This window comes from Bradyrhizobium sp. Arg816 (assembly GCF_029989365.1).
In the GTDB taxonomy this organism is placed as follows: domain Bacteria; phylum Pseudomonadota; class Alphaproteobacteria; order Rhizobiales; family Xanthobacteraceae; genus Bradyrhizobium.
The window spans coordinates 410128-424045 of the sequence record NZ_JAPRAQ010000002.1 but is presented as its reverse complement, the minus strand read 5'-3'; the positions used below and the strand labels follow the sequence as shown (position 1 = coordinate 424045).

General features: G+C 67.4%; 9 protein-coding genes. All 9 read right to left on the bottom strand.

Features of this window, described 5'->3' with window-relative positions; all coding sequences use genetic code 11:
* Nucleotides 1-2 precede the first annotated feature (2 nt).
* From OWC48_RS07010 to OWC48_RS06970, 9 genes are read right to left on the bottom strand one after another with little or no spacing between them, the layout of a single operon-like run.
* The gene (locus tag OWC48_RS07010; RefSeq protein ID WP_282519311.1) at nt 3-359 is read right to left on the bottom strand and encodes a hypothetical protein; all 357 of its coding nucleotides are present in this window, start codon (nt 357-359) and stop codon (nt 3-5) included.
* Between the two features lie 40 nt (nt 360-399).
* On the bottom strand, nt 400-942 hold the full coding sequence (locus OWC48_RS07005) for a phage baseplate assembly protein V (protein WP_282519310.1): 543 nt from the start codon (nt 940-942) through the stop codon (nt 400-402).
* Nucleotides 939-2066 (bottom strand): hypothetical protein, encoded by a 1128-nt coding sequence (locus tag OWC48_RS07000; RefSeq protein ID WP_282519309.1) that lies wholly within the window; start codon nt 2064-2066, stop codon nt 939-941. The genes OWC48_RS07005 and OWC48_RS07000 overlap by 4 nt, the downstream gene beginning before the upstream one ends.
* Before the next feature lie 6 nt (nt 2067-2072).
* Complete coding sequence (locus tag OWC48_RS06995) at nt 2073-2399, bottom strand: LysM domain-containing protein (protein ID WP_282519308.1); 327 nt, start codon at nt 2397-2399, stop codon at nt 2073-2075.
* A gap of 33 nt (nt 2400-2432) precedes the next feature.
* The gene (locus OWC48_RS06990) at nt 2433-3089 is read right to left on the bottom strand and encodes a hypothetical protein (RefSeq protein ID WP_282519307.1); all 657 of its coding nucleotides are present in this window, start codon (nt 3087-3089) and stop codon (nt 2433-2435) included.
* Between the two features lie 13 nt (nt 3090-3102).
* The gene (locus tag OWC48_RS06985) at nt 3103-4359 is read right to left on the bottom strand and encodes a DUF4157 domain-containing protein (protein ID WP_282519306.1); all 1257 of its coding nucleotides are present in this window, start codon (nt 4357-4359) and stop codon (nt 3103-3105) included.
* Nucleotides 4356-11450 carry a DUF4157 domain-containing protein gene (locus OWC48_RS06980; protein WP_282519305.1) on the bottom strand — a complete coding sequence of 2365 codons (7095 nt, stop codon included), beginning with the start codon at nt 11448-11450 and terminating at the stop codon, nt 4356-4358. The genes OWC48_RS06985 and OWC48_RS06980 overlap by 4 nt, the downstream gene beginning before the upstream one ends.
* Entirely contained in the window at nt 11447-11680 is a 234-nt protein-coding gene (locus tag OWC48_RS06975) for a hypothetical protein (RefSeq protein WP_282519304.1), read from the bottom strand. Before OWC48_RS06975 ends, OWC48_RS06980 begins: the two co-directional genes overlap by 4 nt.
* A complete protein-coding gene (locus OWC48_RS06970; RefSeq protein ID WP_282519303.1) occupies nt 11677-13890 on the bottom strand; it encodes an ATP-binding protein in 2214 nt (737 codons plus the stop codon). The genes OWC48_RS06975 and OWC48_RS06970 overlap by 4 nt, the downstream gene beginning before the upstream one ends.
* Between the last annotated feature and the right edge of the window lie 28 nt (nt 13891-13918).

Sequence of the window (13918 nt, the reverse complement as noted above, 5' to 3'; positions counted from 1 at the left end):
GGTCACATCGCGATCACGCGCGCCTGCACCGGGCCCACGGTGGGCGGTCCGGCGGGGATTTGTTCGACGCTTAGGCAGATGGCGGGGCCCGGGCCGGGGGCCGGGATCAGCATCGCCGCCTGACCCAAGATCTTCACCCTGGCCGAGGGCATGTTCCACTTCACGGTCACGCAAGGCTGTGGCTTGGTCCCGCTGGGCGCGGGGACCTGGAACGGGCAGCCGGCGACGGCGATCTGGCTGGACATTTGCGCCACGGCTTGGCCACTCACGAGCACGCGCGGCTGCGAGGGCGCGATGGTGGCAGTGCCCAGGTGGGTGCATTTGCAGCCCGCGCCCACGTGCATCAGAAAGCCGGGCATCGGCGGCCTCCGTCAGGTGTTGGATTGTGGATCGGACGGCTCATGTGATGGTCATCGCCCCCGTGTTGAAGTCGATGGCCTTGCCGATCAGGGTGATGATCGCGCCCTTACCGTTGTTGATGTAGATTCCGCTGTCGTTGACGACGATCATCGCGCCCGTAGCGCTTTTCAGGACGATGCCGCCGGTGGCCGGCGTGGGCGGCATGTCACTGACCATCAGGCTGTGCTGCAGCAACGACTGGATGACGATGTTGGGGTCCGCCGGATTGCCCAGCTTGGCGGTCGGCGGAATGTCGGCGGTCGAGCCCCAGCGGCAGCCCAGCCATATTGGCTTGTCCGGGTCACCCTGCTCGAACTGCACCCAGACGCCGGCACCCACGGGCGGCACCATGAAGACCCCCATAGGCGGTCCGGTTGGGCCGGAGAGCAGGGTGCAGGGCTCGGCCCAGGTGCTCGGCACGAAGGCAAGCACGTCGGGGACGTTCAGCAACAGTCGGCCGCAGAAGGTCGGGTCGGCGTTGAAGGTCACCGTCCCTTGGTAGACGCCATAGTACTTGCCGCTATCGCCGCTGGTTTCGCTCATATCGGCACCTTGGGGGTGATCGAGATCAGGCCGTCGCGGCTGAGCTGGAAGCTTTGCTTGTATTCACCGCGCTTCAGGTTGTGGGTGACGCTGTCCACGTAATAGAGGCCGTCGTACGCGATCCCTGCGCCGCGCACGCCGACCAGCATCTTCGAACGCAGAACATGGCCGTAGCGGACGACGTCCAGCGTCCCGGAAACAGTGATGGCGTTGTTCGAGCCCTTGAACAGTCGCCCCAGCACCCGGTTCAACACGCCCGGCGCCTCCTCGCTGGCCAGGTCGCTGGGGAACGTAACCTTCGCCGGCGCGGTAGGCCGCGCGCCGAGCGGCGGCTGGAACAGGCTGAAGTTGGGGATCGGGATGGTGATTGGGATCCTGTGAGTGATGGGGTCATACACAGTGACTACCATCACCTCCTTCGCCAGCCCGTCGAGGGAGAAAGACAGGGACTCCACATTGGTGTGGGCGTCCATGTTGATACTCAGCGCCGGTTGCGGCACCGGGATGCGGATGTTCGGTCCCATGTAGGCGATGGACTGGCCGGGCAGAGGGCCGGGCTCGACGTAGAAGACGTAGCCGTTGCGTTTGGCGAGCATCTTCAGGTGCTGCAGGTCGGTCTTCACCTGCGACATGATCTTTTTCACCGGCACCTGCGTGTCCGGGAAGACCGGCGGCAACACCACGGGCGTGACCCCGAAAGCGGCGTAGGGTGCTAGGATCAGGTAGCTCTGGGCCGTCCCGTCCATCGCCGGGAACGGGCGCTTGATCTCGACGATGTCCATTAGGACGCTGAGGTCCTCGCCGGTGATGGTCAGCGTCGATTGGCCGGGATCGCTGGAGGGGGTCAGTTCCTGGCGGGTGACGATGCCGTCCATGATCACGTTGGGGAAGCCGCCCAGAGTGACGATCATGATCACACGCGTGGTGATCGGATCGAAGTAACCGGACGGCAGCATGGTGGTCAGGAGGGGGGAGTCCTTGCTGACGCCGAGGGTGAGCTGGAAGCCGGCCTTGTCCTTGCCGCTGGTGACCTGGGCATGCAGCAGCGCGTCGACCACCACCTTGGGCGCTGGTGCGGGGACCGCCGGGCCGATCATCAGAGAGAGGTGGACGCCTTTCAGCATGGGCTGTCACCTCAGCGTCGCCGGGCCCGGCACGCCTTTCGGCAGGCCGATGCGCAAGGTGCGACCTGGGACGGCGGTCAGGTCGTCGGGACGCATGGCGTCGTTGGCATCGCAGATGCGCCAGAAGGCCCCAGGGTCACCCAGCTCGCGGGCGGCGATCAGGTCCATCCGCTCGCCTTCGACGGCCGTATGGGTACGCAGGAGCGTGAACACGTCCGCTGGCGGCACGAAGCGCCGGGCGAGATAGGCGATCGCGTGGTCAGAACTCGCGTTCAGCTTGAGCACCATCAGACCGTAGTAGCGGCTGGTGGGCGGGATGTTGTAGTTGGCCATCGGGCGGTCTCCTCTTTTTTCTTTCTTTTCGGGTCAGCTTGGCAGGGCGCTGATGCCGAGGGTGGCGAAGGAGCCGGAGGCGACCTGCCGGGCAAGCTGCTCCTTGGCGCGCAGGTAGGCCATGAAGATCCCGCCACCGGCCACGCCAAAACCCAGGTCGTCGACGCTCAGCACCCGCATCCCCAGGCTGACCTTGGCGCGGATCGGGTTGAGGTTAGGATCGAAGGCCTCCTCGGTGATGCTGAGTTCGGTGATCCGCACCGGGACGATTCGCTTCTGGCCGAAGACGAACAGCGGCAAGGGCGTCTGGGCCGGCGCGATCTCCAGCGAACCGGCGCCCGCCTCGGAATTGGCGTCCGCGAGGTGGCTGCTGGTCGGGTAGACCATGGTCTCGATGGCGGCGAGCTGCGGGTGCAGGCCGCCATCCACCGTTTGGCTGTCGTTCGCCTCGAGCTGGTCGGTGGCGTCGAGCTCAGCCTCCAGCTTGATGGTCTCGACCGGCGGGCCGGTCAGGCGTAGCGCCTCGACATGGTCGCCGGCTTCGCCGTTGACGCCCTTGATCTGCAGGCTGCGGGTGAGTGTGTCGGGGTTGTACTGCAGTGCGATGATCCGCAGCACCGCGGCAGTCTCGGGATCGATGAGCACCAGCCCGCCACGCAGCAGCCTGGGCGATCCGGGAAAGGCGCTCATGCCGTGGCTCCTTTCATTTCGACTCCTTCTTCTTTTTCTTGTCCGAACCGAGCTCAAGCAGGTTCGGGGACATGAAGACGTGAGCGCCGACGTCCTGGTTGGACCGGTCGATCGCGCTCGGGTCGTTGCGCTGCCAGTAGGCCTCGATGTTGCTCTGCAGCTCTTTGTTGGCCAAGGCCGTCGCGCCGATGTCGTAGTCGAAGAGGCCGAACAGGCTCAGCACGCGGTGGTCGGGGATGCCCCAGCCGAAGCGGTACCTCCGGTAGGCGTCGTCGTACTGGTCCAGCACATTGCCGGTTTCGCCGACGGCGTGGCCGCGCATGCCCGCCGCAGCCCCGAAGCCAGCGAGGTCTATGTTATCGTGCGGGACCGGCTGGGCCGCCGGCACTTGCGGCAGCGAGGTGCCGGTAGGCGCGATGACTGGCGGAGGCGGCAGACCGACGTCTAACAGGTCCCGGTAGGACACCTTCGGCGGGTCGACCAGGTGCAGTCGCTCGCGCCAGCTGGGCAGCCGGCCGGGAAAGTCCACGTGCAGCTGGGCGCCCCGGTCCACCGGGCCGATCAGCGACAGGCCCACCCGGCGGTTCTTGTTGGCCGCGCCGAAGTGCTGGGTCTTGCCATGAGCGAAGATGGTGACCTTGGAACCTTCGGGCAGCAGCTCCAGCAGTCGGCGGCGGATCACTGCCCCGCGTTGCGCTGAGAGGTTCAGGTTGTAGTCGGCCGGGCCCTCTTCGCTCGCATAGCCGTGGACGAAGACACTGACCGCCTGCTTCTGCCTGGCGGCGAAGGCCTGGACCTCGTCGTCGGCGTCGAGGCTGGCCTGGTCCTGGCCGAAGAGGACGTGCTGCTCCTCCGAACCCCAGTTGTTCTCATCGGTGATGAAGTCGTCGTCGGGTGGCGAAGCGCCGGGGCCGGCCTTCTGGCCCTTCGGCTCGAATTGCAGGGCGGGGCCGGGCTGGGCGGCCTGTTGGGCGACGTGCGCAATCTCGTGCGCGAGAGTGGCTGTGCCGTCCGGCCCGCCGCCGGCTGCGCCCGCGTTCATGAAGATGTCCTGGCCATAGGTGAAAGCCTTGGCGCCGTAGTCCTCCGCCAAGCTTTGGGCTTCCGCGTCGGCGTGGACACGCACGCCGGCCAGGTTCGCATGCGCGGTTGCCGGCCAGGCCTTGGGCGCGGCGCCGCCCGCCGCCTGCGCTTGCCCCTCCTGGGCAGCGGTGGGTGTCCAGCGCGCCGCCGGCGCGCGTGAGGGTGCCAGGAGATCGTGCCAGCTCATGGGCCTTTCTCCTTGTCGGGAGGTAGCTGTAGCTCGACGTTGTGCAGCGTCGCCTTGCTCAGCGTGCCCCTGAGATGCTTCGGAAGCGGCAGCATGTTCTGCGTCACATGCCCGTCTTCGTCGGTGTAGGTGTCGCCGACGCCCTTGTCGTCGAAGGACAGCTCCAGGTCCCTGCCGCCGTTGATCGAGATGCCGCCTACCTTCAGGACCGTGCCCGCGGTGTCGAGCTTGAGATCCAGGTTGGATACGTTGGCGATGAGCTTGGTGATCTGCGTCGTGAGCGTCGGCAGCTTGCCGCTGGTCACGTCGATCACGAAGCCCGGACCCTCGCCGCCCAGGGTCAGCGACCCGGCGTTGCCGAGCTTGATCTCGCCGCTATCGGGTAGCGCCAAATGGATGTCGACGTCGCCGAAATCGAGTCCCGCCAGCAGGGAGCCGCTCGCCTTCTGCTCGCTCGGATTGCCGGTCGGGGCCTGCGGCGAATGCTTGATGAAGGTGGAGATCTTGACAATGTCGGTCGCCGCGAGCGTCGCCTCGGCATCATCCAGATTCCACCAGACCACGTCGCCCTTGCCGAGGATGCTGATCCTCAGGCTCGCCGGCTTGAAGCCGGGCGGGTTGGAATCCAGGTCGAGGTAACCGGGCTTGTAGTCGATGCCCAGCGCGGCGTCGGCGAGAAGCCCGGTGCTCTTGTCCTCGACTTCTTCGAAGTTGATCTGGCCGTCGTTGATGTCGACGTGGATCGCGTAGGGACCGGCCCTGTCCGAGAGCCAGCCGCCGAGCGACTGTTTCCAATTGACCCCGCGGCGGAGCTTTGGATCCACGGTGAAGTTGACGTGACCACTCAGCAGGTCGACGGTGTCAAGTCTGGGCGCATAGGTAAGTTTACTCGGGGCGCCTGTGCCCGCCGCAACCGCGGCTCGGGAGCCGCCCAGCTTCATGACGTCGTAGACGTCGATGTAGGCGTCCTCCACCTCGGCGAGCGGCACGATCAGCTTGTTCTCGGGCGTGTACTTCAGCGCCGGGACGCCGTCCTTGCCGGCGGGCAGAGTCGCCTTGCTTACGTCGATCTTCAGCGTGCGGTCGGGGTCCTCGTAAACCAGACCTGAGATGTCCAGCTCATCGAGAGTCATGCCGTTCTTCTTGCTGTACTGCAGCTTGTGGGCGTGGATGCTGGGCGCATAGGTCCAACGGCTCGTGTCTACGTGGAAGCCTGCCCGCGTCAGCCTTGCGAAGATGTTGTCCGAGACGTGGTCGGGATTGGGGTCGTCCTTGTCGGCGTAGGTGTCCCCGCCACCGCTCTTGATCCCGCCGTTGAGTTGGCTGACCTCGAGGTCCTCGATAGCGAAGATGGTGTCCTCCGTGCCGATGAACTCGAGGCTGAGCTTGCTGCCCTTCGCATCCATGGAGCTGATGACCGCCGAGCGGAGATCAGCGCGGAGGCCTTCAATGTTCGCCTCGTCGAGCGCCACCTCGCCAAACAGGTTCCAGTTGTCGTTTGGCTTGATTATGAATCCGTCCTCCTCGCCGCGCGGGCCGACCATCAGCTCCCTGAGAACGGCCTTGTGGCCGCGCGGCAGGGTCACCGCCAAGTCGCCCTTCTGCGCGTCCCGCAGCACGAATGTCAGGGCCTGCGCGCTAATGAAAGGGACGTACAGGCTGTGGACGACGATGCGGCTGAACGCCGACTCGTCCTTGCCGCGCTTCTCGGGCGGCGTGGGGTTGGCCTCGGCGGTGACGTCGAGGAAGACCGGGCCCATCGTCACCGGCTGCCCCACGGGCACGTCGATCAGCATCTTGCCGTCGTCGTAGTGCAGGCGAGTCAGGCTCATCTCCTGGACGTAGATCTCGGGCGCCTCGACCGAGCCGTCGGGCTTGCGGGTCACCTGGAGGCTGTCGAAGTTCGTCACCTTGCCGCCGAACTTCGTGGCGCTTGCCCCGGTGCGCGGGTTGTCGATGCCCTTGGAGCCTGTCACCTCGGCGTCCAGACCGCCCAGGCGGAAGCGCTGGGTAGAGTCCTTGTAGCTCTTGGCGCCGGGCAGGAGCTCCAGGTGGAGGGACCGGGCTTTCGCGTTGATCGTCGCGTCCAGGTCCTTCTGGGTGACGTGAGCGTTGGCGATGATCGCGTGCAAGTCGGCAGTGACGTGCCCGTCCTCGGCGAAGCTGGCGTCGAGGGAGGCGGTGTTGAGGGTCGAGGCGACCGCCAGACCGCCCGCGGTGGTCGTCACCGTGCGCAGGTTGTCGATCGCGGCGAAACCCGCGGTCCCGCCGCGCACCAGCAGCGCGTCGCCGGCCTCCGCGGCGAAATCGACCAGCGCTTTCTCCGCGTGTACGCCCAGGATGGAGCCGTCGTCGATCACCAGTCGCAGGCCTGAGCCGGCGTTGCGGTACTCCATGTCGTGGCCGGCGATGCTGCCGATGAAGATGCTGTTGAGGTGCAGCTTGGAGAGGCGCCGATCGCCATCCGGGTCCTTCTTGTCGATCAGGTCGAAGTCGGCCTCGGCGTCGATCGTGACAGTATCGATCTTCGTCCCGCCCTTGCCGCTGATGATGGTGTCGCCGCCGGCGTAGAACAGCCCCTGGGTTTCGACCGAGGCGATGCCGAGCTCGAGACTGATGTGGTCCTCGGCAAAGGAGATCTTGCCGAGGATCGGGCCGGTCTCCAGCTTTTCCACCGAGGCGCGGCTGCCGGCGGTGACGATGGAGCCGGCGTCCGTGTCCTTGACGTGGCCCGCGCTCAACCGCGCCCCGGCGCCTTCGATGGTGATCCCGCTGACGATCTGCCTGTTGGGCCCGCGGCCGGTGACGGTGATCCCGCCCTTGAGCGCCTGGCCCAGGCTGTCGCCTTCGCCCAGCACGTCGCCCAGACCAGTGACGTCAATGTTGAGGTCCCTGACCGTCAGCTTCTTCAGCTCGACGCTCTTCTGCCAGTAATTGAGCATCTGCTCGGCGTCGGCCTTCTGCGCCGTGTAGTGCGCCTTATCCGCGTCGCTGACCTTCGGATCGGCGAGATGAGCGTTCGCCTCGTCCAACTGGTCCTGCGCCTCCTTGAGGGACTCGAGCAGGACGTCGATGTCCTTCAGCTGCGCCTTCTCCGCGCCGGTGCGGTCCTTCTCCGGCTTAGTCAGCAGCTTGTCGCGGCGGTACGCCAGCACACGCGCGCTCACTGCATAGTTGAGGCCGACGAGCTCGATGGCGCCGGCGGCCAGCTCGGCGCTGGTCCCCGAGGTCGCGAACGCCGCGTGCGCGCCGAGCTTCGTGAAGTTCAGTTGATCGACGGCGAGCCCGGAGGACTTGTTCTCGACGCCGCTGAACCGCAGGGAGCCCGCGCCGACCGAGGCGCTCGCTAGCGGACGATTGCCGTTGACGAGGTCGAGCAGGTTGATGCCTGCGCCGATCCGGACGTCGGCTCCGATCACGTCCTTGACCGTGAAGCCGCCCGCCGTCACGCCGTGTACGCCGAGCGTGCGCGCGTCCAGGCCCAGCGTGGCGCCGTTCCGGTCGAGGCCGCCCCCCAGGCTCGCGCCGGTGGCGGAGAAGTTCTCGAAACTGAAAGCCTTGTCCTGCAGCAGCGCGTTGCGGGCCGCGTTGAAGGCGTCGCGCTCGTCCGTACCGAGTTTCGGGGCGCGCAGCAGGGTCCAGTAAGTGTCGGCGTTGCGCCAGCGCGTGTGCAGCCGCTCCGCCTCGTCCGCGAGCCAGGGGTCGTAGGGTTTGGCCTTACGCTTGGCCTCGGCGTCCTTGAAGTCCTTCTCGGTCTGTTCGGCGGTGGGGATGGCGCTCTGCACCGAGAAGGCGCTGAGCTCCACGTCGCCCAGCTTGAGGAGGGCGTTCGGATCACCCCCCTCCAGCTCCTTCCCCGCCAGCGTCCCACGGTAGTCCGGCCCGCGCAGCATGCGCGCGACGGTCGGTCCGCCGAGCACGCCCAGCAGCGGGCCCGGCGCATTGCCATAGGCATGGAGGTCGTCGAGGCTGGCGTCGCCCATGGTTACCCGGCCGGCGATGCCACGGGCCTCGGCATGCCCAACGTCGAGGGCGAAGCCGCCGCGTTCCGCACCGTCGAGGAAAGCCCTGTCACGGTCCAGCCGCTGCTGGTCAGCGCGACTGAGCTGCCCGCCCGCCACCTGCGCTTCCAGCGCGGCGACCTCGGCCTGGGCGTCGTCCAGCGCCTTGATCTCCTGCTCCACCGAGCGCAGCTCGCGCAGCAACGACGGGACGGTGTCAAACTCGACGTAGTGGCGCGGCCGCGGCCCCTCGGGCTTGGGCGCCTCGCGCAGCGCAACTATGCGGTCGTTCACCCGGTCGCGCTCGGCGGCCAGTCGCTCGCGATAGCGGCGCTGGCCGTGGCGGTTGCGGCTGCGGAGCGCGATGTCGGCGACGGCGATCCGGTCCACGTACTGGCCGCCGCTGGTGGTCAGCCCCTTCAGGCTCACCGAGCCCACCGTCAGCGTGACCTCCATCGTCGACTCGGGCTCGAACAGGCCCTTGGTCAGCGCATCGACGGAGTCGCTGATCTTCAGCACGTTGTAGAGCGGGCTGAGCAGGATGGCTCCTACCGCATAGCTCTCGTCGGGCGCGGCCGTCGTGGTCTGGGCGCTGTCCGGCATGAGGTCGACGTGTACCTCGCCGACCGCAAGCTGCTCGACCCCCACCATCGAGGACGGCGAGATCATCATGAAGTCGGAGATGTCGATCCGGTCGATGCGCAGCCGCATCGAGGTTGCGTTGCGCACCCCGTTCTGCGGATACTCCATGTGCAGGTCGAGGCCGTGAATGTTGATCGGCCCCGTCTGAATCTTCCTGTTGGGGAGGGGGTAATTGACCGCCCGGATCGCCAGCAGCGCGGCGCGCATCTCCAGGATCCCGTGATCCAGGTCGAGGCGCACCGAATTGTCGGTCATCTCGCTGGTGTCGGCGTTCTTGACCTCCGAGGCCTTGGCGAACTCGACGCCGATGAAGGAGCCGCCCAGAATCGGCTCGATCTCGCGCAGGTCGAGCCCTTCGCCGCCGATCGACTCCTTCCATATCTGCAGCCGACCGGTGTGGCTGAACAGGAAGCCGAGGCCGCGGATGATCTTCTGGTAGACGAAGTTGTTCGTGCCGAAGGCGGTGCCTTCGAGCTTCTCCGGCACGTATTCGATGCGGCCCTTGGCGTCGACCGTTCCGTTGGGGCGCACGAAGCCCGGCGGCACATAGAGCTCGAAAGCCTGCACGACCCGATCGAAGAAGTCGGGGTCGGCGTAGGCCTCCTTCAGGCCGCCACCTTCCACTCGGGTTTTTGACTGTTCGAAGACCCACAGGCCCTCGTCGGCGGCGCGGGCCATCTGGATCAACTGGCGCAGTTTGCTGATCTGCGCCGGCGTCCAGACCGCGTCGTCCAGCAGCTGGGCCTTGATCGACTGCAGGTCCTCGCCGCCCTTGCCGCCCGTGTAGTAGTTGCTGGCCCGGCCGCGCTTGATCGACAAGCTGAGGTTGTCCTCGAGCCGGCTGGCATTCTTGCCTTCCCTCAGCAGGCCCGCGCGGACGTTCTCCGGCAAAGCTTTGATCAGCTGGAAGGCGATGAAGGCATCGTCGTCGGTGATCGCCCAGTCGAGCAGGCCGGACAGAAGCTCCTCGGCGGCCTTGGCGTTCTTCCAGGCCGGGCGGAACGACAGCACCTGCAGGAAGACAGAGCGGCGGTTGATCATGGCGCCGTCGACGGTCTTCGAGACGTCTGTATAGAGGGCGTCGGCCGGGATGTTGTCGACCCAGCGTTCCATCAGGCCCTCGCCCTCGAGGGTGTCGACGATAGCCCTGAGCTTGGGGGGCTCGTTCACGTACTTCGCCGCTTTGTCCAGCAGCGAGAGGACCTCGGAGTCGGTGATCGCCCAGTCGAGTGCGTGGTAGGTTAGCTTCTTGCGAGCCTCCTCAAGGAAGCCAGCCACATCCTCGGACTTCTGCAGTTCGGCGCCTTCGGCGAGTTGTTTGGCCCGCTCCTCTTCGGCCTTCATCGCCGTCTTGCGCGCTTCGTTGGGGTCGAAGGTGGGGGTGTTTGAGAGAATGTCCTGGACGTGCGCCGCGATCCCGGGCTTCAGGTTGCTGAACCACGCCCGGCCCTTGGCGGTCCTCTGGAAGGCCGGGATAATCCGCTGGAGTGCGTAGTGCTCCTCCAGCGAGAGGCCGGAGAAATCCATCCCGTCGAAGGGATCGTCCTGCAGCTTCGAAGGATACTTCTGCGTCACCGCGTCGTAGGCGGCGAGGATCGGGGTGCGGTAGCGCGTGAAGTGGCCGGAGCTGATGTTGTCCGCCAGCCGCGCCGGGAACGGGTCCTCCAGGCTCCCAACCAGCGCCACCTGGGTGGCATAGGGCAGTGGCTCCAGGATCCGCAGCACGTCGGAGACATCGCCGTCGGTGATCCTCCAGTCAAAGACGCCGTAGCTCAGCACGTCGCGGATCAGCGCCAGCTCCTCGGCGTAATTCTCCCGTACCAAGTTGGCGAAGGCCCTCTCGGGATCGGGCCCTTCGAAGGCGGCGGGCTCGGTTGTGGTCGGCGAGAACCGCGGCCGGCGCGTGGGCCGGCGCCGGGCGAAGGCGAGCGCCACCGTGTCAGCCTCATCCTCGACGACGGCGAGGCGTGCGGCGGTCCCCTCCCAGCGCTGGGCGACGTGGGTGGCTTCGTGCGCCAGCAGATAGCGGCCGGCCGGTGTCTCTGGGCGATAGCGGTGGGGGTGCAGTAGGATCTCGTCGCCGGATTGCAGGCCAGTCGCGCCGCGGGCCTCCAGTGTGGCGCGAGCGGGCTCGTCGACGCGAATGCGGATGCGGGTGGGATCGAGTCCCAGCAGCGGTGCGAGCTCGTCGATCAGGAGGCGGGTGACCAGGGTGCGCGCGGCGTCGGCGTCGTCGATCCGCCCGGCGACGCCCAGGGCCGGCAGGGCGGCAAAGTCGCGGCCGGTTCCGGAGTCCGGCGGGGGCGGTGCGATGTCGTTGGCCGGTGTGACTGCCGGCGCGAGCAGTCCGCGGGGCCGGACAGAACGCAGGTCATGTGCGCCCGGTAGTGCGGTGTCGCGCGGACGGACCGGCGGTTCGGCGGTGCGGGCCAGGGCGCGCCGGCTCATCGTGCGCCCTCCTTCAGGGTGTCGAACATGCTGCGGGCAACGTGGCGGGCGAGATCGCCGACCCAGTCCCCGCGGTGCGGCGGAGGCGCCGGCCGCGCCTCGGCCAGGCGTGAGAACTCGGTCAAGAGCGCGCGCTCGAAACGCGCGGCGTCGGCAGCAGCCAGTGACGGCCCATCGATCACCAGCCGATCGATGCGGACGTGATAGGCGCTGGGCACGGTGGGCCTCATCGGAACTCCGCCTCGTTCACCGGCTTGTCGAGCTTGCGCAGCTCGCTCCGCGTCGCCGACATCAGGAGCGGCATGGTCACCGGCCCGGCCCGGCGCGCGGCCAGGAACGAGGCGTTCAGCGCGATACTGTGGATGTTGCCGCCTGAGAGGCTAAAGCGCGCCAGCCGGTCGAAGTCGAGGTCGGTCTGCGGCGTCTCCTTGGGCAGCGCCTGACTCCAGATCCGCTTGCGCTCGGCCGCCCCGGGGAAGGGGAAGGTAACGATGAAGCGCAGCCGGCGCATGAAGGCGGAATCGAGCGCGCTCTTCATGTTGCTGGCCAGGATCGCCAGGCCCGAGAAAGCCTCCATTCGCTGCAAGAGGTAGTTGATCTCTATGTTGGCGTAGCGGTCGTGGCTGTCCTTGACCTCGCTGCGCTTGCCGAAAAGGGCGTCGGCCTCGTCGAACAGGAGGATCGCGCCGCCGCGTTCGGCCGCGTCGAACAGCCGGCGCAGGTTCTTCTCTGTCTCGCCGATGTACTTGCTGACCACGGCCGACAGGTCGATACGGAAGAGGTCGAGGCGCAGCTCGTTGGCCAGCACCTCTGCGGCCATGGTCTTGCCGGTGCCGCTCTCGCCGGAGAAGAGCACACTGATGCCGAGGCCACGGCTCATCTTCCTGGCGTAGCCCCAGGTCTCGTAGACGACATAACGGGCGCGTACCTGGTCGGCGATCTGGCGCAGCAGCGACTGGGCCTCGTCGGAGACCACTAGGTCGTCCCAGGTGGCCTTGGGTGTGAGCCGTTCGGCCAGCGCGTCGAGCCTGGGCCGGGTCATCGCCCGACAGGCGTCCCAGATGTGGTCGCGGATCGCCTGGGCTTGGGCCTTGGGATCGGGAGGCAGCTCGGTAGGGGGCTCGGTCAGCGGGGTACCTGTTGCAGGCGTGCTTTCCGAGGCCGACGGGCCTGCCGCCGGTAGGGCGGCTTCGGACTGCAGCTGTGGGGCAGCCGCCTGGGCGATGTCGGGCAGGTTCAGGTCAAACTGGCCCGCCAGCCAGTCGGCCGCCTGGCCGGTGGCGTCGCCGAGCCGTGAGGCGAGCGCTGTGGTCCAGGCCTCGTGCTGCTCCTGCGGTGTGGGGCGCTCCACCTCGACGCCCGCACCTAGGCCGCGCATCCCTTGCGCTTCGCGAAGGGCGACGAACAACAGGCCCAAGCCGCGGCCGACCAGCCGTTGCAGAAGTTGCACAGTGGCGACATTGGCGGGGTCAAGTTCGTCGGCGTCGATGTAAAGCGCGAGCGGCAACAACACCGCCTCGCGGCTCCACAGCGTCGCGAACTGGTCGATCTCCGCCTTGCCGCTCGTTATAGCCTCCAGGTCGATCTTGTGCAGCCGGCGGTTCAGGGCCGTGGCGACCTGGCGGGCGACGGCGGCCTTGCTGGCGCTGTCCGATCCCAAAAGGTGCACCGGCGGGATCTGCGCCGTGTCGGCTGCAGTACGGAGCAGACGGAGCACCTGATTGGCTGCGGCCTGCTGGCTTGCGGCGAGCGTTGGCGCGGCGGCATCGCGCACTGGCGCGGCGAGGTTCGCCACCCGCTCGTCCAGCACGTTCAGCCCCTTGATGTAGTTTACGATCCGCTCGTCGGCGCGGATCGGGCTGGCGGTGAGCGGCGTGGCGCCCGACTGGTTCACCTCCAACAGGCGCGCATAGCGCAGCGGCCGGTGTGGTGAAAGTGCGTCCCAACTCGGCTCGTCCAGCGTCTGCAAAGCGAGCGCGAAGGTCGGGAAGCCCAGCGCCGGGTTAACCGCCGCCCGCGCTGGGGTGCCGCCGCGCACTTGGGCAAACAGGGTCGGCATGGCGGTGTCCAGCTCGGCCGCGGCACACATCAGCAGCGTGTCGCGCTCGAAGGAGCTCAGCCCCAGGCGGCGCTCCAGCAGGATCAGGGCCGGCGGCGGGTCGAGTTTGGCGGCGGCCTGGCGCGCCGCGGCGGCTTCGGCCGCCTCCCGGTCGATGTCCGGCTTCGGCAGGGCGGCGACCGCGGGCGCAGCCCGAGTCGGCGGGGCGGGCTGCGGTTTCGGATGGCGGCGCCAGCCGAACATGCCGCCGCTGGGCGGCGGGGTGGGGGCCGACGGTGCCTCGGCGTCGGGCGGGGCGAGTAGCCGAAGCTTCGCCCGCAGCCACGCCAGCGAAGCCGTGAGATAGGCGTTGTTGCCGTCGAGCCAGGTGTCGGCGGTCATGGCGCGGCCTTTCGGGCTATGGCGCGAG